Annotated in this window: 24 protein-coding genes; 4 read left to right on the top strand and 20 right to left on the bottom strand. The window is 64.7% G+C overall.

Annotated features, from left to right (window positions below; genetic code table 11):
• Positions 1-170: 170 nt before the first annotated feature.
• The 4 genes from N2605_RS18365 to N2605_RS18350 all read right to left on the bottom strand — a co-directional run bounded on the left by N2605_RS18365 (position 171) and on the right by N2605_RS18350 (position 1,554).
• Positions 171-497: a GcrA family cell cycle regulator gene (locus tag N2605_RS18365; RefSeq protein ID WP_260347395.1), complete on the bottom strand. Its 327-nt coding sequence runs from the start codon at positions 495-497 to the stop codon at positions 171-173.
• A gap of 39 nt (positions 498-536) precedes the next feature.
• On the bottom strand, positions 537-722 hold the full coding sequence (locus N2605_RS18360; RefSeq protein WP_036025247.1) for a hypothetical protein: 186 nt from the start codon (positions 720-722) through the stop codon (positions 537-539).
• A 148-nt stretch (positions 723-870) separates the two neighbouring features.
• Positions 871-1,182 carry a hypothetical protein gene (locus N2605_RS18355; RefSeq protein WP_057030484.1) on the bottom strand — a complete coding sequence of 104 codons (312 nt, stop codon included), beginning with the start codon at positions 1,180-1,182 and terminating at the stop codon, positions 871-873.
• A gap of 156 nt (positions 1,183-1,338) precedes the next feature.
• Positions 1,339-1,554, bottom strand: a complete 216-nt coding sequence (locus tag N2605_RS18350) for a dodecin family protein (RefSeq protein ID WP_035699963.1) — start codon at positions 1,552-1,554, stop codon at positions 1,339-1,341.
• A 258-nt stretch (positions 1,555-1,812) separates the two neighbouring features.
• Here N2605_RS18350 and N2605_RS18345 point away from each other — a divergent pair, with 258 nt between their 5' ends.
• Complete coding sequence (locus N2605_RS18345; protein ID WP_260347394.1) at positions 1,813-2,475, top strand: phytochelatin synthase family protein; 663 nt, start codon at positions 1,813-1,815, stop codon at positions 2,473-2,475.
• 311 nt (positions 2,476-2,786) lie between these two features.
• Here N2605_RS18345 and N2605_RS18340 read toward each other — a convergent pair whose 3' ends face one another.
• The 9 genes from N2605_RS18340 to gltX all read right to left on the bottom strand — a co-directional run bounded on the left by N2605_RS18340 (position 2,787) and on the right by gltX (position 12,466).
• Positions 2,787-3,104 (bottom strand): hypothetical protein, encoded by a 318-nt coding sequence (locus N2605_RS18340; protein ID WP_141697647.1) that lies wholly within the window; start codon positions 3,102-3,104, stop codon positions 2,787-2,789.
• 130 nt (positions 3,105-3,234) lie between these two features.
• The gene (locus N2605_RS18335) at positions 3,235-4,002 is read right to left on the bottom strand and encodes an SDR family NAD(P)-dependent oxidoreductase (protein ID WP_260347393.1); all 768 of its coding nucleotides are present in this window, start codon (positions 4,000-4,002) and stop codon (positions 3,235-3,237) included.
• Positions 3,999-5,108 (bottom strand): ABC transporter ATP-binding protein, encoded by a 1,110-nt coding sequence (locus N2605_RS18330; RefSeq protein ID WP_036009987.1) that lies wholly within the window; start codon positions 5,106-5,108, stop codon positions 3,999-4,001. Before N2605_RS18330 ends, N2605_RS18335 begins: the two co-directional genes overlap by 4 nt.
• 10 nt (positions 5,109-5,118) lie before the next feature.
• Positions 5,119-5,976, bottom strand: coding sequence for a carbohydrate ABC transporter permease (locus N2605_RS18325; protein ID WP_260347392.1), 858 nt, complete (start codon positions 5,974-5,976; stop codon positions 5,119-5,121).
• A complete protein-coding gene (locus N2605_RS18320) occupies positions 5,969-6,874 on the bottom strand; it encodes a carbohydrate ABC transporter permease (protein ID WP_425248859.1) in 906 nt (301 codons plus the stop codon). The genes N2605_RS18325 and N2605_RS18320 overlap by 8 nt, the downstream gene beginning before the upstream one ends.
• A gap of 14 nt (positions 6,875-6,888) precedes the next feature.
• Entirely contained in the window at positions 6,889-8,175 is a 1,287-nt protein-coding gene (locus N2605_RS18315; RefSeq protein ID WP_260347390.1) for an ABC transporter substrate-binding protein, read from the bottom strand.
• A gap of 60 nt (positions 8,176-8,235) precedes the next feature.
• The gene (locus N2605_RS18310; RefSeq protein ID WP_260347389.1) at positions 8,236-9,414 is read right to left on the bottom strand and encodes an ROK family transcriptional regulator; all 1,179 of its coding nucleotides are present in this window, start codon (positions 9,412-9,414) and stop codon (positions 8,236-8,238) included.
• 178 nt (positions 9,415-9,592) lie between these two features.
• The gene (gene gltA, locus N2605_RS18305; protein ID WP_036009984.1) at positions 9,593-10,894 is read right to left on the bottom strand and encodes a citrate synthase; all 1,302 of its coding nucleotides are present in this window, start codon (positions 10,892-10,894) and stop codon (positions 9,593-9,595) included.
• Positions 10,895-11,038: 144 nt separating this feature from the next.
• On the bottom strand, positions 11,039-12,466 hold the full coding sequence (gltX, locus tag N2605_RS18300) for a glutamate--tRNA ligase (protein ID WP_109143623.1): 1,428 nt from the start codon (positions 12,464-12,466) through the stop codon (positions 11,039-11,041).
• A gap of 155 nt (positions 12,467-12,621) precedes the next feature.
• On the opposite strand from gltX, the gene N2605_RS18295 reads away from it, so the two are divergent.
• The 3 genes from N2605_RS18295 (at position 12,622) to N2605_RS18285 (ending at position 17,105) form a co-directional block, all read left to right on the top strand.
• Positions 12,622-14,298 carry a glutamine--tRNA ligase/YqeY domain fusion protein gene (locus tag N2605_RS18295; protein ID WP_036009979.1) on the top strand — a complete coding sequence of 559 codons (1,677 nt, stop codon included), beginning with the start codon at positions 12,622-12,624 and terminating at the stop codon, positions 14,296-14,298.
• Positions 14,299-14,315: 17 nt separating this feature from the next.
• Complete coding sequence (locus N2605_RS18290) at positions 14,316-14,702, top strand: nuclear transport factor 2 family protein (protein ID WP_260347388.1); 387 nt, start codon at positions 14,316-14,318, stop codon at positions 14,700-14,702.
• A gap of 123 nt (positions 14,703-14,825) precedes the next feature.
• Positions 14,826-17,105: a ComEC/Rec2 family competence protein gene (locus N2605_RS18285; RefSeq protein ID WP_225147136.1), complete on the top strand. Its 2,280-nt coding sequence runs from the start codon at positions 14,826-14,828 to the stop codon at positions 17,103-17,105.
• Positions 17,106-17,111: 6 nt separating this feature from the next.
• Here the strand turns inward: N2605_RS18285 and N2605_RS18280 are convergent, their stop codons facing one another.
• The 7 genes from N2605_RS18280 to N2605_RS18250 all read right to left on the bottom strand — a co-directional run bounded on the left by N2605_RS18280 (position 17,112) and on the right by N2605_RS18250 (position 23,548).
• Entirely contained in the window at positions 17,112-18,053 is a 942-nt protein-coding gene (locus N2605_RS18280; RefSeq protein ID WP_225186060.1) for a GAF domain-containing protein, read from the bottom strand.
• Between the two features lie 217 nt (positions 18,054-18,270).
• Positions 18,271-18,705, bottom strand: coding sequence for a hypothetical protein (locus N2605_RS18275; RefSeq protein ID WP_225143360.1), 435 nt, complete (start codon positions 18,703-18,705; stop codon positions 18,271-18,273).
• Between the two features lie 389 nt (positions 18,706-19,094).
• On the bottom strand, positions 19,095-19,796 hold the full coding sequence (gene lexA, locus N2605_RS18270; protein WP_036009965.1) for a transcriptional repressor LexA: 702 nt from the start codon (positions 19,794-19,796) through the stop codon (positions 19,095-19,097).
• Between the two features lie 176 nt (positions 19,797-19,972).
• Complete coding sequence (locus N2605_RS18265; protein WP_225112523.1) at positions 19,973-21,181, bottom strand: molybdopterin molybdotransferase MoeA; 1,209 nt, start codon at positions 21,179-21,181, stop codon at positions 19,973-19,975.
• Positions 21,182-21,400: 219 nt separating this feature from the next.
• Positions 21,401-21,604, bottom strand: a complete 204-nt coding sequence (locus tag N2605_RS18260; protein WP_036009959.1) for a hypothetical protein — start codon at positions 21,602-21,604, stop codon at positions 21,401-21,403.
• Between the two features lie 158 nt (positions 21,605-21,762).
• Complete coding sequence (locus N2605_RS18255) at positions 21,763-22,386, bottom strand: HAD family hydrolase (RefSeq protein WP_260347387.1); 624 nt, start codon at positions 22,384-22,386, stop codon at positions 21,763-21,765.
• 28 nt (positions 22,387-22,414) lie between these two features.
• On the bottom strand, positions 22,415-23,548 hold the full coding sequence (locus N2605_RS18250) for an alpha-hydroxy acid oxidase (RefSeq protein WP_074447974.1): 1,134 nt from the start codon (positions 23,546-23,548) through the stop codon (positions 22,415-22,417).
• Positions 23,549-23,600: the final 52 nt, after the last annotated feature.

Raw genomic sequence — 23,600 nt, 5'->3', positions numbered from 1 at the left:
GACGTGGCTGTGACGACCCCGAGCCGAAACAACGCGAGCTAAAACCCGGTTCCATCAACGTATGCGTGTGAGGTGGGCCCTGTTTCTGTCTCGCGGGTGGCCGACGCATATTTGCAAAGTAACGACGCGGCCGACATGGACGGGAGGGCAAGGACGTTCGTGGTGAGCTCTTAACCAGTGTTTCTGACCGCCTCAGCCAGAATGGCGTAAAGCTGCTGCCGGCTGAATTCCTTTGGCAGCTCCCTCTCTGCTGTACTCCGCGACACCCTCCGCGCGATGGGACGGGCGCAGGCGGCCGACGACGGCCTCAGCTTCGGGGCCGGCCTTATCTGGGGCTGCGCTGTGGGCGGCTTGTGGCCGCGCTTCAGGCCCAGACGGTTCAGCATACCGCATACCGCGTTACGACTGCAGCCGAGATGGCGCGCAATCTGCGCCGCGCTCTGCCCCGCGGACCAGAGCCTTTTGAGAAGCGCTATGTCTTTCGCATCCCAGCCCATCAGAGATAGTATAACGGCGACTGCCAGACACCGGCTAGTCTAGTCTTCGTCCGGCTCGCGCACGACCGCCGGTTCGTCGGCATCATCTTGCTCATCCTCGTCTTCGTCCTCCTCGTCTTCATCCTCCTCGTCTTCATCGGGGTCCCTGGGTGGCATCACGATGCGCATCCGCATGAGCAGTTTCCTGGCTGTGGTGGAAAATGCTTCGGAGGTGTGTTGCTTCATGGCATTGTGCTCCTCGAAAATTAGCGCAGTCGCCAGATTCTTGGCCGGCATATGCCGGTGCCGGGGCGCGACCGCCGCAAACGCGATGCAGGTCGGGTAGACTGCACGATCAGCGGGCGGCGGGCCATGCAACAGGCAGCGTTTTCGGCTACTTGATGCCCGAGGACCCATTGGGCTCTAAGTTCACCAAAACCTCGCCGGCAGCGATTTCAGGAACTCCAAGATCGAGGTCGGGTAGACTGGCTTGAACAAATGCCAGTATCTTGGCGTTCGCTGCGTTGGCGCTTTCGCGGTCGTCAAATATCATCACCGCGATACCGACACCGTCGCCCGCATCCAGCACATGGTAAGATTTGAATCCCCGCGATTGTCTTAGGATCTCACCGACGCCGCTCTTGGCGCGACGAGCGGCGTCGGCGACCGAACGAACCTTACTGTACTTGCGAATGACCATGTACATGGGGCCACCACGCGCCATACGCTCCTTCGCATCAAAGCATTTCGGTCCCGCTCGGACTAGTGCCAACTTCCGGGATGGGCCACAGCGTCAGGCTGGCGGACCGCAACGCGCCTGTCCAATGAGCCGTCCTCGCCCGAAGCGGCGAGGTGCTGAGGCTCAGGAGCCCTCGAACTTGAACGATACGTTGAGCTTGGCGCGATAGGCCTCAACTTTTCCCTTGTCATCCAGTTGCATATCGAGCTTGACGACCTCTGCAATGCGGAGATCTCGGAGAGATTTAGCAGCTTGCTCGACTGCGTTAGCGGCCGCCTTCTCCCATGAGTCGCTGCTGGTACCGACCAGTTCAATGACCTTGTAGACGCTATCGGGCATGTTCGTCCTCCCAATCGCTAGGAGCAGGAAGTCTAGCACTGGGATCTCGACGCTGATACATCTCGGGATGCCGCGGAAAGGGTCCGATTGGCTGTCACTTTCCTGTTCGACCCAAAAGAAGAACTCGGGTCGTCCTGTCGGAAATTATGTTCGCATTTTCAGCCCGAACGAACGCGGACAGGTATCTTCTTCGCGCTCTCCGGCTTCCGAGTATAATTTTGCGCGCCTAAGTCGTCATTGCCGCCAAGGTTCCGATCCATGAAGCGATGGCACCGCGTAAGCGTCAGCAGCTTGGTGATTGCCCTGAGTCTGGTGTGTGCCGGGGCCCTGGTGGTAAATCAATCGCACGTGCCATCGGAAGCCATAGCGTCATCGGTCACACGTACTCCGGAGCTTATTGAGCGTGCGTGGCACCTGCCCGTGGCAGCAACATTTGAAGGACACGTTGATTGGCAGTCAAATGGCTCTCGCTGCGGACCTGCCGCTGTTGCAAACGCGTATCGGTCCCTTGGCGAGGCGGCAAGGACGGAAGGCAAGGTGTTGGCCGGGACGTGGAGTTGCTGGACAGGCGTATGCATCATGGGACTCACGCTTGACGAACTGGCCAACGTCGCCCAGTCCAACACCAGCCGGAAAGTTACTGTCTTGCGTGATCTCAGCGAAAACCAGTTTCTGGAGCATCTCCGTCGCTCCAACGATCCGCGGCGACGCTACATCGTGAATTTCGATCGCGCTCATATTTTTGGTGCTGGTAGTGGACACCATTCCCCAATTGGAGGCTATTTCGAAGCCGAAGACCTCGTTTTCGTGCTCGATGTCAATTTCGATTTCCAGCCGTGGCTAGTCGAACGGAAGCGGCTGTTCGACGCTGTAAATACGTTTGATGGCGATAAGAAGAGGGGACTGCTGTTCATAGAGTGACATCCCGCTCCATGTCGCCTCGTGACCCTTAGCCGGATCATTTGAGGCAGTTGGGATGTCGCCTATCGGCGGTGGACAGAACGCGGGGGGCCGTCTTGCCTCGACTGGCGCTTGTGCGCCCTATGACGGCCCGCCACTTGCCGCCGGGGTCTCGCTCCACGCGTACACTGAGCGCGACATACTGACCCCGGGAGGACATTTGGGCGGCAACCAGGCGGACGACACGCTAACTCGGGACCGCATGCGACCCGTGAATTGGCCACTTCCGGCGTCCGCGCAACTCGCCGTAGACGCAGCGCAGGCCGAGTGTTCTATTTCGGAGTGCCGGTCTGGCTACCCGAACCCGTGGTCTGCTCACTTCCCGGTCGGCCCGGAGGATGCGCCGAAGCGGCCGGCTTGTCTTGATCGGCCACGTATCCTGACTCTCCGGAGTTGCGGGTCTTGATCCCTTTGTCCGCATCGCGCTGCATCTGCTCGTTGGGCTGGCCAGCCTTGAGCTCCCGGTCCACGTCGCGCTTCATCTCCTCCTTGGTTTGCTCACTGGGTGCGGCCTTTTGCTGTTGGGCCGTTGCTTGGAAGCTCATTGCGCTTCCGGCAACTACAATCAATGCGAGAATTGCTGTTCGCATGCTTCTCCTCCACGGCTTGCTCCGGCCCCTAAACGCGCGAACCTCCCAAGGTTTCCTAGTTCCAATCACTATTGTCGAACGTCACGTAGGGCTAAGCAAAGGGCACTCGAACGGTCTTATGCGCACCGGCCTAGGCGAGTCCGCCATCAACCCTGAAACACTGGCTGGTGATGCGCTGGCTTTCGTCGGAGGCGAGGAACAGTGCCATATTGGCAATGTCTTCGGGCGTTACCGCATCGGGCACCGCCTGGCGCGAGCGTATCTCGGCGATGACCCGATCGTCCGGATACCACAGCCTGCGCTGGCGCTCGGTGATGACCATGCCCGGCGCGATCGCGTTGACGCGAATGCGGTCGGGACCGACGGAGCGCGCCAGCGAGTTGGTGAAGCCGACGATCGCCGCTTTCGCCGCGGCGTAGACCGGCAGTGCCGGCGCGCCGCGCATCCAGGCGATCGACGACATGTTGATGATCGAGCCGCCGCCGCGCGCCTGCATCTGTGGCACCACCGCTTGCGCCGCGAAGAAGACGTGCTTGAGATTGACGCCGATCATCCAGTCGAACTCGGATGGCGTGACCTCGGCGAGAGCCTGGCGCTGATCGTTGGCGGCGTTGTTGACGAGAACGGCGGCGTCGCCAAGCGAGCGGCGGGCCTCTGCCATCGCGCTGCGCAGGGCATCGATGTCGAGGAGATCGCAGGGCACGAACAGCGGCGCAGGCCCGGACGAGGCCGCTATTTCCCGCACCAGGGCTTCGGCGGCGTCCTTATCGATGTCGAAGAAGGCGACCCGGGCGCCTTGGCCCGCGAAGGCCCGGACGAAGGCGGCGCCGATGCCGCTGGCGCCTCCGGTGATCAGCACCACGCTGCCGGCTAGGCTGGAATAGGTCGTCTTCGTCATGCGATCAGGCGCTCCGTCTCGGGGTCGAACAGGCAAATGCGGCGGGTGTCGAGCGCGAAGGCGGCGGACGTGCCGGGCGCGGGGCGGATATCCGGCGAGACTCGTGCCATCGCGGGCTCGCCGCCGAGCCGCAGGAGCACCATCGTCTCGGCGCCGGTAGGCTCGACCAGCTCCACCGGCGCCTCGACGAGGACAGGCGCTTCGCTGGAAAACGTGCGGCTCCCCTCAGCGATGCATTCCGGCCTGATTCCGAACACCACTTTGCGTCCGACAAAGGGTGCTGCTGCGTCGTACCCCGTAAGGCGAAGACGAAGCTCGTCGGGCCGTCCCGCGCCGATCACGACGACCGGACCGTCATTTTCGGCCTCGAGCCGCGCCGGCATGGTGTTCATCGGCGGCGAGCCCATGAAGCGTGCGACGAACAGATTGGCGGGATAGCGGTACACAGTGTCGGGATCGGCGAATTGCTGCACGCTGCCCTGATGCATCACGGCGATCCGCGTCGCCATCGTCATCGCCTCGATCTGGTCGTGAGTGACATAGACGATGGTGGCGCCGATGCGCTGATGCAGGCGCTTGATCTCCATCCGCATCTCGACGCGCAGCTTGGCGTCGAGATTGGAGAGCGGCTCGTCGAACAGGAAGAGCAGGGGATTGCGCACCAGCGCGCGCCCCATCGCCACGCGCTGGCGCTGGCCGCCGGACAATTGCGAGGGCTTGCGGCCGAGCAGCGGCTCGATCTGGAGCAGTTTTGCGACATTGCCGACCGCAGCGTCCTGCTCGGCTTTGGGAACGTGACGGCATTCCATGCCGAAGGTGATGTTCTGACGCACGGTCATCGAGGGATAGAGCGCGTAGGACTGGAACACCATGGCGATGTCGCGGTCTTTCGGCGCGACGTCATTGACGACGCGGCCGCCGATTTCGATCGTTCCCGCGCTCGGGCGGTCGAGCCCGGCGACGATGTTGAGCAGGGTGGACTTGCCGCAGCCGGACGGGCCGACCAGCACGGTGAACTCGCCGCTCTCGATGTCGAGCGCGATGTCCTTCAGCACCTCCAGATTGGCGTAACGCTTGGACAGGGCGCGAATGCTCAGTGCTGCCATGACAACTCCATCATTTCACGGCCCCGGCAGTCAGGCCGCGGACGAAGTACTTGCCGCCGAGCAGGTAGATCAACAGCGTGGGCAGCGCGGCGATGATCACCGCTGCGCTCTGCACGCCATGCTGCGGGATATCCGCGACGGCGGCGGACAGCGCGATAAGCGCTGCGGTGACGGGCTGCTGCTGGCCGGTGGTGAACGTCACGCCATAGAGGAACTCGTTCCAGATATGGGTGAACTGCCAGATCACCGTGACGATCAGGATGGGACCTGAGAGCGGCAGGATGATGCGCCAGAAGATGCGGAAGAAGCCGGCGCCGTCGATGCGGGCGGCCCTGATCAGTTCATGGGGAATGGCGACATAATAATTCCGGCAGAACAGCGTGGTGAATGAGAGCCCCTGAATGGTGTGAATCAGCACGAGGCCGGTCAGCGTGTTGATGAGGCCGATGTCCCGCAGCACGATGGTCCAGGGCAACAGGCGCATCTGCTGCGGGAGGAACAGGCCCAGCGTCACGATGCCGTAGATCCAGTTGTCGCCGCGAAAACGCCAGAGCGACACAGCGTAACCGGCGATTGCGCCGAGCAGGGTGGAGAAGATCGTGGCGGGAATCGTGACCAGCGCGGAGTTCAGCATGTAGGGCCGGATGCCGGCGCAGGTCTCGGCGACACAGAAGCCGCTCCAGGCTGCGGCGTAGTTGCTCCAGGCCAGATGCTGCGGCCAGCCGATCATCGATCCCTGCGCGATCTCCTCGTTGCTCCGCAGCGAGTTCAGCACCACGACCACGAGCGGCGCGAGCCAGGCCGCGGCGATCAAGAAGACGGCGAGATAGATCAGGATCCGGGTCGGTGCGAAGCTGCGGTCAGGCATGGGCGCCTCGCCGTCGCTGGATGTATCGCCACGCCGCATAGGGCAGCAGCACCGCGAGAAGAATGAGCAACATCAGCACGGCCGCCGCCGCGCCGCGACCGAGCAGGCTGCGCTGGAACATCAGGTCGTAGACGACGAGTGCCGGCAGCTGGGTCGCGATTCCCGGTCCGCCGTTGGTGAGCGCGCGCACGAGATCGAAGGTCGAAATCGCGAACTGCAACTGGATTACCACGACGGTGACCGTGATCGGCCACAGCGACGGCAGGATGATACGCCGGTAGGTTCGGACCGCTCCCGCGCCGTCGATCTGCGCGGCCTTGATGATGTCGGGATCGACCGAGCGAAGGCCGGCAAGGAACAGCGCCATGGCAAAGCCGCAGGATTGCCAGATCGCGGCGATGACAATGGTCCAGATCGCCATGTCGCGGTCGATCAGCCAGTCGAACTTAAAGGAGGTCCAGCCGAGGTCGTGCACCAGCTTCTGGATCCCGAGACCGGGATTGAGCAGCCAGCTCCAGACCGTGCCGGTGACCACGAAGGACACCGCCAGGGGATAGAGGAAGATGGAGCGCAGCACGTTCTCGCCACGAATGCGCTGATCGAGCAGGATCGCGAGGATGAGGCCGGTCGCTGCGCTCAGCAGCACGAAAGCGCTGCCGAACAGCAGCAAATTGTCGAAGGCGATTTGCCAGTTGCGCGATGCCGTGACCGCCGTGTAGTTGCGCAAGCCGACCCAGCCCGCAACGGGAACGAGGGTGGACGGCGTGAACGAGATCCAGATCGTCCAGAGCGAAAACGAGACGAGGTGCGTCGCCGACAGCAGCAGCGGCACCCAGATCGTCAGATATTCGGGCAGCCGACGCACCCATTCGGGAAGCGCCGGCCGGCCCGGTCTCATCGTGGCGGCATTGCTCAACGCGCGCCCTCGACGGCCTCGGCGAGGCGGGTGGCTGCCTGCTCCGGCTTGATCGTCTTGTTCTTCACGTACTCCGTGATTACGTCGATCATCGCCGCGGTCATTCCGTTTTCCTGCGCCATGTTGTGCGCCATGCTGAGGACGGCCTGATTGCTGGCGATGGCCTCCTTCAAGGCCTTCGAGGTTGTTCGTTGCCCCTCCGACCAGCCTTCGCCTGATAGATCGACGTCAGTGCGCACGGGGATGGAGCCGGTGATCTGCGAGTACATGGTCTGGATCGCCGGATCCATGACGAGCTGAGCCATCAGGGTCTGGCCGGCTTGCAGGTCCGCCTCCTTGCGCTGCCAGAAGATGAAGGCGTCGGCATTCAACAGGAAGACCGGCTTGCCGTTGTCGCTCGGGCCTGGCGCAATCATGAAGTCCTCGAGCTTGAAGCCGGCATTGCGCAATACGCCCTGCGCCCATCCGCCCATGATCATCATGCCCATGTCGCCGTCGATGAAGCGCTTCAGGTTGGTCGAGAAATGCTGGGCGCCGACGTTGGGGTCCATCCAGTCGGCGATCTTGCGCACCTGGGCGAACGCGGCCTTGATCTCCGGACCCTCGAGGGCCTTCTTCTCGAGATTCATGATGGCCGCGCGATAGGCGAGCGGACTGATGCCCGCGAGAGCCGCCTCGAATTTCTGTCCGTCGTCCGGGCGGGTGCCGCCATTGGCGATAGGAGAGGCGACTCCGCCCGCCTTCATCTTTTCGGCGAGGTCGTTGAAGTCGGCCCAGGTGACGGGGACCTTGTCCGCCTTCGCCTTGTCCATCGCGCGCTTGGACAGGAAGAGCATGTTGGTGCTGTAGATCTGTAGCGGCAGCGCAATCCATTTGCCGCCGGGCTTGTGCAGCTTTGCAAGGTCCGGAGCGACGACCTTCTCGTAGCCGGCGGCCGCGACGAGGGCATCGAGATTGACGGTGGGCGCAATCTTCGACCAGGCCGCAATCTCGGGCCCCTTGAGCTGCGAGCAAGCCGGCGGATCGCCGGCCATGATCTGCGCGCGCAGCTTGTTCATCATCTCGGTGGTGAAGCCGGGGACGGGCGAGTGCTGCCAAACGCCGCCCTTCTCCTCGAATTTCTTGCCGAGCGCCGTAATGGCCGCCCCGTCGCTGCCCGCCGACCATTGCGAGATCGCGGTCAGTCGCGGCTTGGCCGCGCCTTGCGCGCGGGCAAGGTGCGGAAAGGCGAGCGCGGCAGCGGAGCCAGCGAGCAGACGACGCCTTGTTATTGTGATCGGCATGGCAGTTCCTCCCGGTGTGAAATCTTTCGCGCTTTACAGGCCGTTTGGGCTCAGCGCATGTCAGGCCGCCTCCGTCGATGCCGCGGGCATGCCGCCACGGCTGGCGAGACAAAAGGCGGCGAAGGCGAGCGCAGCCTGCGGATCGTTGCCGGTCGACGGCGGCACGAAGGCGAGGGAGACCTGCGCCAGTTTGCGTCCGCCCAGCAGGCAGGCGTCGATCCCATCGACCAGTGCTTGCCGATCCTCTTCAGCGAGAAGCGACGGCCAGCCGCTGATCGCAACGCCGCCGCACGGCTTGACGTTCAGCGTATTGCCGATCGCAAGGCCGAGCCGGAACAGCCGACGGCGCAAATCCTGCCGCACGCGCGATGAGATCGGGACCGTGTTGACCCATTCGTTGCCGAGCTGGAGCAGCTCGGTCTCGGAAACGCCGAGAAGCGCAGCCAGCGCGGGAATCGACGTATAGGCCTCGACGCAGCCGTGATGTCCGCAGCGGCAGCGCGGTCCGTCAGGCCCGAACACCATGTGGCCGAGCTCGATCGGCTGCAGAGCATCGGTCTCGGCCGGATCATCCATCCAGGCGCCGGCGACGCCGTGGCTGACGAGCACGAACAGATGCGTGTCGTTGAACGGGTAGCTTTCCGTGCGGCAGCGGTGAAAGGTGGCATGCGCGACGACCGAATTGGTGAATTCGAGCGGCACGCCGGCGAACATCTCGCCGAACATGTCGCTGATGCGAGCGACGTCGCAGGGAATGATCGGATTGGCCGATATGCTGAGACGGCCGAGGCCGGGAATCGAGACGCCGATCTGCGAGAGGGTGATCCGGCGGCGCCGCGTCCAGTCGCGCAACAACGTCATCGCTTCGCGAAATGCCCGGCCGACGGTCTCGACGTCAGGCGTCTTCGGGAGCGGCACACGCTCGGTGTAGTGCAGCTCACCCGACAGGCCGCCGACCCCGACGCTGAGCCGCTGCGTCGTCAGCTCGAAGGCTGCCAGCGCCACCGCGCCGTCCAGCGACACGAGACCGGTCGGGCCGCCGACGTAAGGGGCAGGGCGCCGCACTTCCTCGATCAGACCCTCGGCCTTCAGGTCGAGCAGGATGCGCGACAGGCTCGCTTCCGACAGACGCACGGCCTTGGCCAGCGGCGGACGAAACGAGCCGCCCGACTGAAGCAGATGAGTCAAAATGGCAGCGCGCGTCTGCCGCCGACTTCTCGGCTGCTCCGGCATTTCCATCCCTGTCGTCATTCTTACTTAGAGTAAGAATGCGCGCGGAGCATTTAGGCTGTCAAGGCGCTTGCCGCCGTGAGCATGGACTTGTTGTTGTGCGCGGCAGCACGAGGAAAGTGCGGGCGCAAAACAAAACGGCGCCATCTTGCGATGGCGCCGCTGCGAAAGGCGTGATGGCCTGACGTTAGCGCTTGTCGATCGGCACGTAATCGCGCTTGGCGACGCCGGTGTAGAGCTGGCGCGGGCGGCCGATCTTCTGTTGGGGATCCTCGATCATCTCGCTCCACTGGCTGATCCAGCCGACGGTGCGGGCGACCGCGAACAGCACGGTGAACATCGAGACCGGGAAGCCCATCGCCTTCAGCGTGATGCCCGAATAGAAGTCCACGTTCGGGTAGAGCTTGCGGTCGATGAAGTACTGGTCGCTGAGCGCGATCTTCTCGAGCTCCATCGCCACCTTCAGCATCGGATCGTCGCCATGGCCGGTCTCCTTGAGCACGGCATGACACATCTTCTGCATGATCTTGGCGCGCGGATCGTAGTTCTTGTAGACCCGGTGGCCGAAGCCCATCAGGCGGACTTCGGAATTCTTGTCCTTCACCTTGGCGATGAACTCGGGGATCTTGTCGACCGTGCCGATCTGATAGAGCATGTTCAGCGCGGCTTCGTTGGCGCCGCCATGGGCCGGGCCCCAGAGGCAGGCGATGCCGGCCGCGATGCAGGCGAACGGGTTGGCGCCCGAGGAGCCGGCGATGCGCACCGTCGAGGTCGAGGCGTTCTGCTCGTGGTCGGCGTGCAGGATGAAGATCTTCTCCAGCGCGTCGGCGAGCACCGGGCTGACCTTGTAGTCTTCGCAAGGCACCGCGAAGCACATGTTCAGGAAGTTCTCGGCAAAGCCGAGCGAGTTCTTCGGATAAACGAAGGGCTGGCCGACGGTGTATTTGTAGGCCATCGCAGCCAGCGTCGGGATCTTCGCGATCATGCGCATCGAGGCGATCATGCGCTGCTTCGGATCGTTGATGTCGGTGCTATCGTGATAGAACGCGGCCAGCGCGCCGACGGCCGCGACCATGATCGCCATCGGATGGGCGTCGCGGCGGAAGCCCTGGAAGAAACGGGCCATCTGCTCGTGCACCATCGTGTGATGGGTCACGCGGTAGTCGAAATCCTTCTTCTGCGCGGCGGTCGGCAGGTTGCCGTAGAGCAGGAGGTAGCAGGTCTCCAGGAAGTCGCCATGCTCGGCGAGCTGCTCGATCGGGTAGCCGCGGTATTCCAGCACGCCCGCGTCGCCGTCGATATAGGTGATCTTGGACTGGCAGCTCGCGGTCGAGGTAAAGCCCGGATCGTAGGTGAACAGGCCGGACTGGCCGTAGAGCTTGCCGATATCGATGACGTCAGGCCCGACGCTGCCGCTGAGGATCGGAAGATCGAAATTCTTGTTTCCGACCGTCAGCGTCGCGGTCTTTGGGCTTTCTTTTGCGTCCATCAGAGGTCCCCGATGTGTGGTGAGACGGGCCGGAGCCGGAGACCCCCAGGGCGACCATGGGGGCAGGCCGGATGTTCCAGAATGTGGGGGAGATGGGTATATTATTGCTATGTGCGCTGCAAGATCGCCGCACGCATGGTCGACTTACGTCGTAGACTGATCCCTAAGCCGGCCGAGGCTTTCCTGGCGTCCAAGCACCTCCAAAACCTCAAATATACCAGGGGACGTCGTCCGTCCGGTGAGCGCCGCCCGAAGCGGCTGGGCGACCGCGCCGAGCTTGAGACTATTTTCCTCGGCAAAGGCGCGCAGCGCGGCCTCGGTGGTGGCGCCGCTCCACGTCTCGACTTTCTCCAGCGCGGAATGTAGCTGGCCGATCAGCTTGCGGTTCTCGGGCGTCAACAGCGCCTGCGCCTTGGGATCCGGCGCCAGCGGCCGGTCGGCGAAGATGAAATGGGCGCCGTCGATCAGCTCGATCAATGTCTTGGCGCGCTCCTTGAGCGCCGGCATGGCCTTGAGCAGCTGCGCGCGCGTGGTGTCGTTTAACTTGGCCTTGATCTCGTCGCGGCTCGGCACGACGTGGTCGAGCACGTCCTCGAACATCTTCACGAGCGATTGATCGTCGGCGTGGCGGATGTAGTGGCCGTTGAGGTTTTCCAGCTTGGCGAAATCGAAGCGGGCGGCGGCGCGGCCGACGCTGCCGAGATCGAACGCGTCGATCATCTCCTCGGTCGAGAAGATCTCCTGGTCGCCGTGGCTCCAGCCGAGCCGGACCAGGTAGTTGCGCAGCGCAGCCGGCAGGTACCCCATCGCGCGGTAGGCATCGACGCCGAGCGCGCCGTGCCGCTTGGAGAGTTTCGAGCCGTCCGGGCCGTGGATCAGCGGGATATGGGACATGCTGGGCAGCTCCCAGCCCATCGCATCGTAGATCTGCTTCTGGCGGGCGGCGTTGATCAGGTGGTCGTCGCCGCGGATCACATGGGTGACGCCCATGTCGTGGTCGTCGACCACCACGGCGAGCATGTAGGTCGGGTTGCCGTCGCCGCGCAGCAGGACGAGATCGTCGAGGTTCTCGTTCTGCCAGACCACGCGACCCTGGACCTGGTCCTCGATCACGGTCTCGCCGGTCTGCGGCGCGCGCAGGCGGATGGTGGGCTTGACGTCGCTCGGAGCCGTGGCCGCGTCGCGGTCGCGCCACATGCCGTCATAGAGGCGGGTGCGCCCCTCGCTGCGCGCCTTCTCGCGCATGGCGGCGAGCTCTTCGGCGGTGGCGTAGCAACGGTAGGCCTTGCCATCGGCGAGCAGCTGCTCGGCGACCTCGCGGTGCCGGGCGGCGCGGGCGAACTGGTAGATGACCTCGCCGTCCCAGCCGAGCTCGAGCCACTTCAACCCGTCGAGGATGGCGCCGATCGCCGCCTCCGTGGAGCGTTCCCGATCGGTGTCCTCGATCCGCAGCAGCATCTTGCCGCCGTGCTTCTTGGCATAAAGCCAGTTGAACAGCGCCGTGCGGGCGCCCCCGATATGGAGGAAGCCGGTCGGCGAGGGAGCGAAGCGCGTGACGACGGAATCGGACATTCTTAGCAGGGCCTATGCATTGGAGGCGGTGGTGTATAGCAGGAACGGGACATAACTAAAGGGCGACGGCGGACCCGGCAGGCCTTGCTTAAGCTCTTGGCGCGGCCACGCGAATTTGGCAGAAGGACCGCTGATTTCCCTACAGGATTTTCGTAATGACAGAACCGGTGGCAGCTGAGGTTGGGCGCGATTTCATTCGTGACATCATCCAGGCCGACCTCGATCAGGGCAAATACAAGGAGATCGTGACCCGGTTCCCGCCGGAGCCGAACGGCTACTTGCATATCGGCCACGCCAAGTCGATCGCACTCAACTTCGGCGTCGCCCAGGAGTTTCCGGGCCGCTGCCACCTGCGCTTCGACGACACCAACCCGGTCAAGGAAGAGCAGGAATATATCGATTCCATCCAAGCCGACGTGCGCTGGCTCGGCTTCGACTGGGGCAAGAACCTGTTCTTCGCCTCGGACTATTTCGACCGCCTGTACGAATGGGCGGAGCAGCTGATCCGCGACGGCCTCGCTTATGTCGACGACCAGACCCAGGAGGAGATCCGCCTCTCGCGCGGCACGTTGACCGAGCCCGGCAAGAATTCGCCGTTCCGCGAACGCTCCGTGGAGGAGAACCTCGACCTGTTCCGCCGCATGAAGGCGGGCGAATTCCCCAACGGCGCGCGCGTGCTGCGGGCCAAGATCGACATGGCCGCGGGCAACATCAATCTGCGCGACCCAGTGCTGTACCGCATCCTGCATGCGCACCATCCGCGCACCGGCAACGCATGGTGCATCTATCCGAGCTACGACTATGCCCACGGCCAGTCGGATGCCATCGAAGGCATCACGCATTCGATCTGCACGCTGGAGTTCGAGGACCACCGACCGCTCTACGACTGGTTCATCGAGAAGCTGCCGGTGCCCTCACAGCCGCATCAGTACGAATTCGCGCGGCTGAATCTCACCTACACGCTGCTGTCCAAGCGCGTGCTGACCCAGCTCGTCCGCGACGGCCATGTCGCGGGCTGGGACGATCCGCGCATGCCGACCATGGCGGGCATGCGTCGCCGCGGCGTGCCGCCGGCTGCACTTCGCGAGTTCGTCAAGCGCATCGGCGTCGCCAAAGCCAACAGCGTGGTCGATGTCGGCATGCTGGAGTTCTGCATCCGCGAGGAGCTGAACCGCACGGCGCAGCGGCGCATGGCGGTCTTGAAGCCGCTCAAGGTGGTGATCGAGAATTATCCGGAAGGGCAGACCGAGGAGCTCGAGGCGATCAATCATCCCGACGATCCCTCGGCCGGCACGCGGAAGATCACGTTCGGCCGTGAGCTCTATATCGAGCAGGACGATTTCATGGAGAACCCGCCGAAGAAGTTCTTCCGCCTGTCGCCTGGCAACGAGGTGCGGCTGCGCTATGCCTATTTCGTCAAGTGTACCGGCGTGATCAAAAACGACAAGGGTGAGGTGGTGGAGCTGCGCTGCACCTATGATCCCGCGACCAAGGGCGGCAACGCGCCCGACGGCCGCAAGGTCAAGGCGACCATGCACTGGCTGCCGGCGGCGGCCTCCAAGCCGGCGGAGATCCGCATCTACAACCAGCTGTTCGCCAATCCGAGCCCGGATGCCTCGAACTTCGCGACCGATCTCAACCCGAACTCGCTGGAGATCCTCGCCGATGCGCGGGTCGAGGCGTCCGTTGCGGAGAGCAATTCGACCGAGCCGATGCAGTTCGAGCGCCAGGGCTATTTCGTGCGTGACAAGGACTCGACGCCCGGCAAGCCGGTGTTCTCGCGCACGATCGGTCTGCGCGACACGTTCGCGAAGGAAGTCGCCAAGGGTTGAGAAGGGCTGAGCAGGACATGAGCAGCGAGGCCGACGCCATCGTTTCCGCCATCATCGCGAAATGGTGCGCCGGCTTCGCGGCGCTCGATGCGGCCGCGCTGTCCTCGCTCTATGCGAGGAACGCGTTCTTCTTCGGCTCCAATCCGAAGCTCTATCGCGGCCGAGATGGCGTCGCCGACTATTTCAACGGCCTGCCGCGCTGGGGGAGGCCGAGCGCGACCTTCTCCGACGTGCACGCCGCGCAGGCCGGCCCTGATCTGATCAACATGGCCGCGAAGATCACGTTCGATCTCGCGGGCGAGCGGGATGATCTCGTCGTCAAAATGAGCTGGGTCATCATCCGCGAGGACGGCGAGTGGAAGATCGTCAATCACCACGCCTCCTCGCAGGCGCCGCTGATCTAGCAACGGGCGCCAGCCCGGAGAAAAGTAGAGCGCTCTTCGCCTGTTCCCGATCCGTACCGCTATTCGTGCAGCCGCACGGTCCGGTAGCCTCCGCAGCCGTCGCGTATCGTAAGGTGCAGGGGAATGGCGGAGCCGGGCCGGCCAGGACGGTCCCAGGGAGTTGCCGGGACGTGGCCGGTCGGCCGCGCTACCCCGGCCGGCGGTTTTGCGCCGGTGGGCTTTGGCATCTGGCCGGCGATCATCGAGACGCTGCGCCAATGGGCTCGGGGCGAGGCCGGGCCTGGCCGGCTGTTGCCGTGGGTGCCGGTCGCCTTCGGCGGCGGCATTGCGCTTTATTTCGCCGCCGATCATGAGCCGGTGCTGTGGGTGGTTGCCGCCACAGCCATCGCGCTGATGCTCGGCGCGGTGCTGCTCCGGCGGAGCCGGCTGTTTGCGCCCGCCATCATGCTCGCGGCGGTCGCGGCTGGTTTTGCCGTGGCGACCTGGAAGACCGCGCGTATCGCGCACACCGTTTTGGCAAAACCGCTCTATTCGGTGTCGCTGTCGGGCTTCGTGGAAGCGCGCGACATCCGCGAGCGCACCGATCGCTTCGTGCTGCGCGTCAGCGCGATGGAGGCGCAGCGCAGCGACGTCAAGCTCGAGCGCGTCCGCCTCTCGGTGCGCAAGGGCACGGCGCCGGAGGTCGGCAGCTTCGTGCAATTGAAGGCGCGGCTGATGCCGCCGATCTCGCCGGTGCGCCCCGGCAGCTATGATTTCTCGCGCGACATGTTCTTCCAGGGCATCGGCGCCTCCGGCTTCGTGATGGGCGCGATCACGGCGTCCACACCGCCGGATGGCGGCGGCCTGCGGCTGCGCTATGCCGCCTTCATGCAGGGCCTGCGCGACGCGATCGACGCGCGCATCCGCGCAACGCTCGAAGGCGACAACCGCGCGATTGCGACGGCGCTGCTCACGGGGCGGCGCGATGCGATCACCGCGCCCGTGAACGATGCCATGTTCGTCTCGGGACTCGGCCATGTGCTGTCGATCTCCGGCTATCACATGGCGGTCGTCGCCGGCGTCGTCTTCTTCGCGGTGCGCGCGCTGCTGGCCTTGATCCCGGGGCTGGCGGCCGGCTCTGCCATCAAGAAATGGTCGGCCGCCGCGGCGCTGGTCGCGGCCGCGTTCTACCTGTTGCTGTCGGGCGCGGAGGTTGCGACGCAAAGATCGTTCTTCATGACGGCGGTGGTGCTGATCGCAGTGATGGTCGACCGCCGCGCCATCACCTTCCGCACGCTGGCGGTTGCCGCGCTGATCGTGCTTGCGGTCGCGCCGGAGGCGTTGGTGCATCCAAGCTTCCAGATGTCGTTTGCGGCAACGCTCGGGCTGGTGGCGCTGGTGCAGATCGGCATGCCGAACCTGCTCGCATCGCCCGATCATTCCGCGACTGCGCGGATCGCGTTGTGGGGCGGCCGGGAGATCGCGATGCTGTTCCTGGCCTCGCTGATCGCGGGGCTCGCGACCACGCCATACGCCGCCTTCCACTTCCATCGCGTGACCCCATACGGCGTGCTCGCCAATCTCGGCGCCATGCCGGTGGTCTCGGCGCTGGTGATGCCGGCCGGGCTGTTGGGGCTGCTCGCGGCGCCCTTCGGGCTCGACGGCGTGTTCTGGTGGTTGATGGGGATCGGCATCGAGTGGATGGTCCTGGTCGCGCGCTGGGTGGCGGCCCTGCCGGGCGCCGTCGGCCGCATTCCCGCCTTCGGGATCGCGCCGCTGATCGCAGCGAGCCTCGGGCTCATCGTGATGGGCCTGTTGCGCACGCCCTTGCGCTGGTCCGGCGCCCTGGTGCTGCTGGCAGCGATCCTCTGGGGACTGTCGGTGCGGCAGCCCGATATCCTGATTGCCGGGGATGGCGCGAGCGTCGCGGTCCGGGGCGGGGATGGGCGCTTGCAGGTGATCCGCGCCAGCAAGGACAGCTTCCTGCTGAAGGAGTGGTTGGCTGCCGATGCCGATCCGCGCGATGCCGGCAACGCCTCGTTGGCGAGCGGGGTGTCGTGTGACGAGTCCGGCTGCGTGGCGCCGCTCGCGGACGGACGACTGATCGCGTTGGCGACGCGTATCGACGCGCTGGCCGATGATTGCAGCCGCTCCGCGCTGGTGGTGACGGCGCGGCCTGCGCCACCCGATTGCGCGGCGATGGTGGTCGATCGGGCGCGTCTTGCCAGTCAGGGCGCACTGGCTCTGACGAGACGCGGCGAGGGCTTTTCGGTGCAGGCGGTGAGGACGAGGGGAGCAAGCCGTCCCTGGCTGCCGGCCGGCGCCGGCGAGGGAGATTTCGACGGCAGCCTCGTGCCGAAGGCGGCCGTGCCCCGCAACCGGGACGCAACGCCATCGGAGGCCGACTTGCAGGCCGACGATTGACGCGGATCACAAATACCAGGCCAGCACGGCGTCAAGCCTTCCGTTGCCGATAACCGGCAGGGCCACCATTCGGCTCAGCCCGGCTGCGCAGGCTTCGGAGCCGGCGATCGAGCCGTCAGAGGTGAGATCGTCGTTGAGCGCGGGCATGCCGGTGGCCCAGGCGCCGCCGATGCTGCCTTCGCCCCTGGCGATGGACTGCGCCGCATAGCGTGCGGCGAGGTCGGTCTGCGCGCTGCAATCGCCGGCGCGAAAGACCAGCGCCGAACGGTCCTCGTTCGGGACCCAGATCTCGAAGCGTCGTGCAATCGGCGTTGCCTGCGCGGAGAGGAATGTCAGAACCCAGGTCTGGTCGGTACCGGTTCGGTAGGGCACGCCGACGCCGAGATTGATCCCGACCTTGGCGGCGTCCTCCCAGCGCAGGAAGCTCTTGGCGTCGTGCAAGTCCTTGATGATCAGCGGCAGGCCCGCCTTCCAGGTGCGTCCGGGCAGGCCGAAGCCGCGCGGAAATCTGGTGTGGCGGGAGTTGAATTCGAACATGTCCGCGGTGCCGTAATAGCCATCGACGAGCCCCATCTCATGCGAGAGATCAGGATCGTTGTGCCAGAGTTCGATCGCGCCGACATGCGCCTCGTCGTCGCCGCAGAACAGCACCAGCACGGCTTGCAGGAATTCGCCCGCGAACACCGGCACCGCCACGCCGCAGGTGAGGCCGGCCGCAGCGGCCTGATCGGTCCGCTTGAAATAGGAGTTGGCGAATTTCGTGAGGATGACGGGGTGGCCACAGGCCCAGGCCTTGCCGGGAAGTCCCTCGTCATATCCGAAGTGCAGCTCTTCGCTGACGGCTTTGAACGCGGACAGCCCATCGTCGTAGAGGCCGCCGCCGAATTCCAGCCGCATGCGCGTCCGGTCGGGTACCCAAAGTTCAACGACGCGAATGAAGGTCTTCATCGAGCGTGTCCGCCGCCTCAAACCACGACAGCATCGGTCATTTGGCTGCGGAGCGGACGTTCAAAATGCGGGCAGCACGGCCCAAACTTCGTGCGACGACGAGGCGCGGCGGTGGGCTCGCCGATCGAATGTCCTGAAACACAAACTTGCCGGGCTCGCCGGCCTCGGCCGGCGACGGCAATTTCAATCCCGGGCTCGGCCTGTCGGCCGAAGGGCGTCAGCCGATCGGCAGGCGCGTGATCGTGGGCCGCGTGTCGGCGACGATCTGCGGCTTGTGCTCGCGCTCGGGGGCTGCCTGCGTCACCGGCAATTGCAGCACGGTCGCGCGCTGGCCTTCGACGAGCTGCGTCACCAGCACGTATTTGCCGTCGGGGAATTCGATCGCGTCATGATGGCGATCGGGAATGTGCGGGTCGATCTTGCCGAACTTGCCGACGCGAGAGTTCACGGTGCGCGTCCAGATCCAGCGGTTGTCGTAGCGGACATTGTCGGCGAAAGCGAGCTCCGTCCCCGGCAGCAGACAGACCGCGACGGAGGGATCGGCTTCGGAAGCGAAACCGCGCGTCGAGGTGCCGCGGAAGGTTGTCGTGACGATCGTCTCGCCGACTTCGGCGGGGCGCGTCGCGACGGCATGCAGGCTGTAGTCACACATCGGGTGCTCCTCATGCTGGGATAGCGACCCGCGTCTCTTTCGAGGCGCAGGCCTCTATCAGAGTGGAAGCATACAACGCTCTGCTCGGTTATGGGCAAATCTGCGGCTCGCGTCCGCAGCGCGCGATCACATTATCTTTCCCGGATTCGATAGGAACAAACCTCGCGTCCTTGCATTCGGCCGGAGCTATCAGCACTGCCGGCACAACTCTACCGGTGAAGCAGAGCGAGATTGCTGCGCGCCTGCGCGGGCGAATGTCGCGCGGGAAGATGGACCGGACAGCCGGCGCAGAACCAGAGAAACCGTCCAGCCGGAGCGGACAAGTATCCGCTCCGATCCTGGATCGCCGATGCCGATCGAAACGCGCCGCGCGCTTGATGTTTCCCGTATCAGTACTTCCGGTAAAGCCCGATCAGCTTGCCCTGGATCTTCACGCGGTTCGGCGGAAGAATGCGGACCTCGTAGGCGGCATTGGCGGGCTCGAGCGCGATCGAGGCGCCGCGGCGGCGGAAGCGCTTGAGCGTGGCCTCCTCGTCGTCGATCAATGCCACCACGATGTCGCCGGTATTTGCGGTCTCGTTGCGCTGGATCAGCGCCATGTCGCCGTCGAGGATGCCGGCCTCGACCATCGAATCGCCGCGCACTTCGAGCGCGTAGTGCTCGCCCGAGCCGAGCATGTCCGGCGGCACGCTGATGGTATGGCTGCGGGTCTGCAGCGCCTCGATCGGCGTGCCGGCGGCGATGCGGCCCATCACGGGCACCGCGACGGGGCGCTCGCCCTCGTCCGCAGGCGGGCTGGAGCTCGCGCGCACCTTGCCGAGATTGCCCTCGATCACGCTCGGGGTGAAGCCACGGCGATTGCCGGCGGCGGCCTGGAGCTCGGGCAGCTTGATCACCTCGATGGCACGGGCACGGTTGGGCAGGCGGCGAATGAAGCCGCGCTCCTCGAGCGCAGTGATCAGGCGATGGATGCCTGACTTCGAGCGCAGGTCGAGCGCATCCTTCATCTCGTCGAAGGACGGCGGCACGCCGCTTTCCTTCAGACGTTCGCTGATGAACCGCAGAAGCTCGTATTGTTTGCGCGTCAACATCTCGACCAAAGTCCCCCGGTTGATGTCGTTCGATTCCGACACGATGAAGCCGGCACTAAGCCGCTACATCCTCGAAACAAATCATGAACGGACACTATATGTTCGATATGTGTTCCGCAACTGCTTAATTTATGGTGAACGCGGCCAAGCTCGCGGAATGCGTGTGGCTGGGCGGCTCAGACGGGCAGCCGGAGCACCTCGCAAGGCGTGCCGGCCTCGGCCTTCGGCGCGAACGGTGCGCGCACCAGAAGTACCTGTGCCGCAGCGAGATTCGCAAGAAGGGAGGAGTCCTGATGGCTGACCGGAAGGGCGACGCGCGTGCCGTCGTCGCGCTCCTCCAGCCGCGCACGCAGATAGTCCTCGCGCTGGTCGTTGGCGGCGAGATCGCGGCCCAGCACGGCGCGCTCGCGCCGATGATGAATCGCTAAACGGCCCGACAGGGCGCGAATCAAGGGGACCATGAACAGGAAGGCGCACACGTAGGACGACACGGGATTGCCGGGCAGGCCAATCACGCGCATCGCGCCTATCCGACCGTGCATCATCGGCTTGCCCGGCCGGATCGCGATCTTCCAGAACGCCATCGCGATGCCTTCGCCCTTGAGCGCCTGCTGGACCAGGTCGTGGTCGCCGACCGAGGCACCGCCGGTCGTGATCAGGATGTCGGCGCCGCTCTCGCGCGCGCGGCGGATGCCGGCGGACGTCGCCTCCAGTGTATCGGCGGCAATTCCGAGGTCGATGGTCTCGGCGCCCTCGCTGCGGGCGAGCGCATGCAGGGCATAGCCGTTGGAATAGACGATCTGGCCGCGACCAGGCGTGGTGCCCGGCATCACGAGCTCGTCGCCGGTGGCGAGAACGGCAACCCTCGGGCGGCGGATGACGGCGAGATGCGGATGATTCATTCCGGCGGCAAGGGCGAGATCGCGCTCGGTGAGGCGGATTCCCTTGCGCAGCAGCACGTCGCCTTCGCGGAAGTCGACGCCTGCAGGGCGGATGTGCCGGCCGAAAATGGCGGCTTCCTTGATCGTCACATGTTTGCCGTCGGCAGCCGTGTCCTCCTGGATCACGACGGCATCGGCGCCGTCGGGAACGACGCCGCCGGTGAAGATCCGCACGGCTTCGCCGGGGCCGACGCTTCCCGCGAACGGCCGGCCCGCCGCGACCTCGCCGACGACGGTCAACCTCGAATCGTTTGCCGCGTCGGCCGTGCGTACGGCATAGCCGTCCATCGCCGACATCGCCTCCGGCGGCTGCGTGCGCCGCGCCGCGACATCGCGGGCGAGCACACGATGGTAGGCCTCGTCGAGGCAAACCATCTGTTCAGCCAGCGGCTCGACGCCGGCCAGCACCGCGGCAAGCGCGTCAGAAACCGGCATCAGGGCCACGGGCGAACTCCTGCTGAGCACATCAGTCAATGGGCGGCGAGAGTTCTAGCCGAGTGCAGGCGTGAGGCAAAGCAGCACGCGGGATGATTTATCCTGCGTGATCGCGGGGTGGAGGAGGTCGGCTCAACTCCGCCGCGGCATGATGCGGAAGGCGAGACAGACCGGAACGAGGATTGCCATGGCAAGGACGAGAATGACGAGCGCCACGGCCAACATCGTTCAACGCCCCGTCGGATCGCCCGGACTGATGTCCGCGACGTCGGGCGGCTTGGGACCCTGATCCTTGTCCGGCAGCGGGTCCGCCTGGGATTTTAGGTCGGCGGCCTTGCTGATCAGCTTGGCGGAGAGGTCAGAATCCGAGGTGGTTCTGGCGAATTCGAGCAGGAGAGAGGCTTGCTTGGTGAGATAGGTCTTGCCCAGCACGTCGATCAGTCCAATGTAGAAGTCCCAACGGACTCATGAGTCCGAAGGGTGGTATTCCGTTCCCGGAACTCTGTATAAAAATGCACAAAGTGATCAGGTTCCACATTTTCAGCAGTTTTTGTTCCGGCAAGTGAGCGCGCTCCGGGCTTTCCCGCGGCTCAGATCCGCAATGCTTTCAATGCGTTCCCGACATCACGCGGCGAGGTGACATGCACGGCGGTCAACCCGCGCGCCCGCGCTCCCTCGATGTTCTCGGCGAGGTCGTCGAAGAACACGATGCGCTCGGCCGGCACGCCGATCGCCGCCACGACATGGTCGAAGGCCTCGGCATCCGGTTTGCGCAGGCCGATGCTGGAGGACAGATACAGCTCGCGGAAATGGCCGAGCAGACCGGCATATTCCTTCGAGAAATAGTCGACGTGCGGCCGATTGGTGTTGGAGAAGGCATAGAGCGGCATCTGCTTCGCCGCCCGCGGCAACAGCTCGGCGATATCAGGCATCTCGCCGGCGAAAATCGCGTTCCAGCCTTCCAGGAATTGCGCATCCGAGATGCCGATCCCGAGCGAGGACCGCAGCGAGGCGAAATAGTCCCCATCGCTGATCTTGCCCATCTCGTGCAACCGGTAGGCCTCGTCGCGCACATAGCGCGCGATGATGGCCTCGGGCTGGCAGCCGGCATGTCCCGCCCAGCAGGCGATCGCCTTGGAGAAGTCGATGTCGAGCACAACGCGCCCGAGGTCGAACAGCAGCGCATCCGCGCTGCCGGGAGAGAGCGATGTCATTGCGTCCTTTTCACTTCGGTATGGCGCGTCAGTAACGATAGGGCTCGTGGTCGAACAGCGGGAACGCGCTGAACACGCTGGGCGCGTTGGTGGCGGCCGCCGGATGCAGGCAGGATTTGTCGAGCTCGGCGAATGAGGTGGCGCCCAGGAGGCCGAGGCAGCGCAGCACCTCGTCTTCGAGCAACTCCAGCATCCGCGCGACGCCGGCTTCGCCGGCTGCCGCCAGCGCCCAGCATTGCAGCCGGCCGATGCCGACGAGGTCGGCGCCCGCCGCGATCGCCTTGACGATGTCGGTGCCGCGGCAAAAGCCGCCGTCGACCATGATCCTGGCGCGGCCCTTCACGGCGTCGACGATCTCCGGCAGCACGTGCATGGCGCCGCGGCCGTGGTCGAGCTGGCGCCCGCCATGGTTGGAGACGTAGATCCACTCGACGCCGTGATCGAGCGCGATCTGCGCATCCTCGGCCGTGGCGATACCCTTGAGGATCAGCGGAATTTTGAACGTGTCCTTGATCATCTTCACGGTCCGCCACTCCAGGCCCTTCTGGAAATCGCCGCCGGTGGCGCGCAGGCGGCTCTCGCGAACGTAGCGCTTGGCGATGTCACGTTCACGACGGCTGTAATGGGCGGTGTCGACGGTCAGGCAGAAGGCGGCATAGGCGTTCTTCTCGGCCCGGTCGACCACGTCGGCGACGAAGGCATCGTCGCCGCGGACATAGAGTTGATAGAGACGCAGTGCATCGGGGGCAGCCTCGGCGGTCGTCTCGAGGCCGGGCTCGGACACCGAGCTCAGCATGTGCGCCGCGCCGAACCTGCCCGCAGCGCGCGCGACGCTCGCCGCGCCATCCGGATCGAAGATCTCGAGTGCGCCGACGGGAGCCAGCACCACCGGCAGACGCAGCTTGCGGCCGAACTGCTCGACGCTGCCATCGATCCTGCGCACGTCGCGCAGCACGCGCGGGCGGAAGGCGATCTCGTCGAGCGCCATGCGGTTGCGCCGCATCGTGGTCTCGGTCTCGGCGGCGCCGATGATGTAGTCCCAGGCATTCTGGTTGAGGTTGGCGCGCGCCTTCCGGATGAACTCGTGCAGGTTCTGGAACGGCTCGTCGCTGGCGCCGAGCTCGACGTTCCGTTCCGGCCGGATGCGGGGCGCTTCATTCATTGTTGTCCTCCCGAGAATTTGAAGTCTTGTCGCCATCGCCTATCGCGTCCGG

The sequence above is a fragment of the Bradyrhizobium yuanmingense genome (assembly GCF_025200905.1).
Lineage (GTDB): Bacteria > Pseudomonadota > Alphaproteobacteria > Rhizobiales > Xanthobacteraceae > Bradyrhizobium > Bradyrhizobium yuanmingense.
Note: the sequence above shows the minus strand (reverse complement) of the source record. Positions and strands in the feature narration are given on the sequence as shown.

What these genes read in the sequence shown, in the direction of transcription:
- N2605_RS18365 (WP_260347395.1), bottom strand. Translation starts at nt 497, where the DNA reads ATGGGCTGGGATGCGAAAGACATAGCGCTTCTCAAAAGGCTCTGGTCC.
- N2605_RS18360 (WP_036025247.1), bottom strand. Translation starts at nt 722, where the DNA reads ATGAAGCAACACACCTCCGAAGCATTTTCCACCACAGCCAGGAAACTG.
- N2605_RS18355 (WP_057030484.1), bottom strand. Translation starts at nt 1,182, where the DNA reads ATGTACATGGTCATTCGCAAGTACAGTAAGGTTCGTTCGGTCGCCGAC.
- N2605_RS18350 (WP_035699963.1), bottom strand. Translation starts at nt 1,554, where the DNA reads ATGCCCGATAGCGTCTACAAGGTCATTGAACTGGTCGGTACCAGCAGC.
- N2605_RS18345 (WP_260347394.1), top strand. Translation starts at nt 1,813, where the DNA reads ATGAAGCGATGGCACCGCGTAAGCGTCAGCAGCTTGGTGATTGCCCTG.
- N2605_RS18340 (WP_141697647.1), bottom strand. Translation starts at nt 3,104, where the DNA reads ATGCGAACAGCAATTCTCGCATTGATTGTAGTTGCCGGAAGCGCAATG.
- N2605_RS18335 (WP_260347393.1), bottom strand. Translation starts at nt 4,002, where the DNA reads ATGACGAAGACGACCTATTCCAGCCTAGCCGGCAGCGTGGTGCTGATC.
- N2605_RS18330 (WP_036009987.1), bottom strand. Translation starts at nt 5,108, where the DNA reads ATGGCAGCACTGAGCATTCGCGCCCTGTCCAAGCGTTACGCCAATCTG.
- N2605_RS18325 (WP_260347392.1), bottom strand. Translation starts at nt 5,976, where the DNA reads ATGCCTGACCGCAGCTTCGCACCGACCCGGATCCTGATCTATCTCGCC.
- N2605_RS18320 (WP_425248859.1), bottom strand. Translation starts at nt 6,874, where the DNA reads ATGAGACCGGGCCGGCCGGCGCTTCCCGAATGGGTGCGTCGGCTGCCC.
- N2605_RS18315 (WP_260347390.1), bottom strand. Translation starts at nt 8,175, where the DNA reads ATGCCGATCACAATAACAAGGCGTCGTCTGCTCGCTGGCTCCGCTGCC.
- N2605_RS18310 (WP_260347389.1), bottom strand. Translation starts at nt 9,414, where the DNA reads ATGGAAATGCCGGAGCAGCCGAGAAGTCGGCGGCAGACGCGCGCTGCC.
- gltA (WP_036009984.1), bottom strand. Translation starts at nt 10,894, where the DNA reads ATGGACGCAAAAGAAAGCCCAAAGACCGCGACGCTGACGGTCGGAAAC.
- gltX (WP_109143623.1), bottom strand. Translation starts at nt 12,466, where the DNA reads ATGTCCGATTCCGTCGTCACGCGCTTCGCTCCCTCGCCGACCGGCTTC.
- N2605_RS18295 (WP_036009979.1), top strand. Translation starts at nt 12,622, where the DNA reads ATGACAGAACCGGTGGCAGCTGAGGTTGGGCGCGATTTCATTCGTGAC.
- N2605_RS18290 (WP_260347388.1), top strand. Translation starts at nt 14,316, where the DNA reads ATGAGCAGCGAGGCCGACGCCATCGTTTCCGCCATCATCGCGAAATGG.
- N2605_RS18285 (WP_225147136.1), top strand. Translation starts at nt 14,826, where the DNA reads ATGGCGGAGCCGGGCCGGCCAGGACGGTCCCAGGGAGTTGCCGGGACG.
- N2605_RS18280 (WP_225186060.1), bottom strand. Translation starts at nt 18,053, where the DNA reads ATGAAGACCTTCATTCGCGTCGTTGAACTTTGGGTACCCGACCGGACG.
- N2605_RS18275 (WP_225143360.1), bottom strand. Translation starts at nt 18,705, where the DNA reads ATGTGTGACTACAGCCTGCATGCCGTCGCGACGCGCCCCGCCGAAGTC.
- lexA (WP_036009965.1), bottom strand. Translation starts at nt 19,796, where the DNA reads ATGTTGACGCGCAAACAATACGAGCTTCTGCGGTTCATCAGCGAACGT.
- N2605_RS18255 (WP_260347387.1), bottom strand. Translation starts at nt 22,386, where the DNA reads ATGACATCGCTCTCTCCCGGCAGCGCGGATGCGCTGCTGTTCGACCTC.
- N2605_RS18250 (WP_074447974.1), bottom strand. Translation starts at nt 23,548, where the DNA reads ATGAATGAAGCGCCCCGCATCCGGCCGGAACGGAACGTCGAGCTCGGC.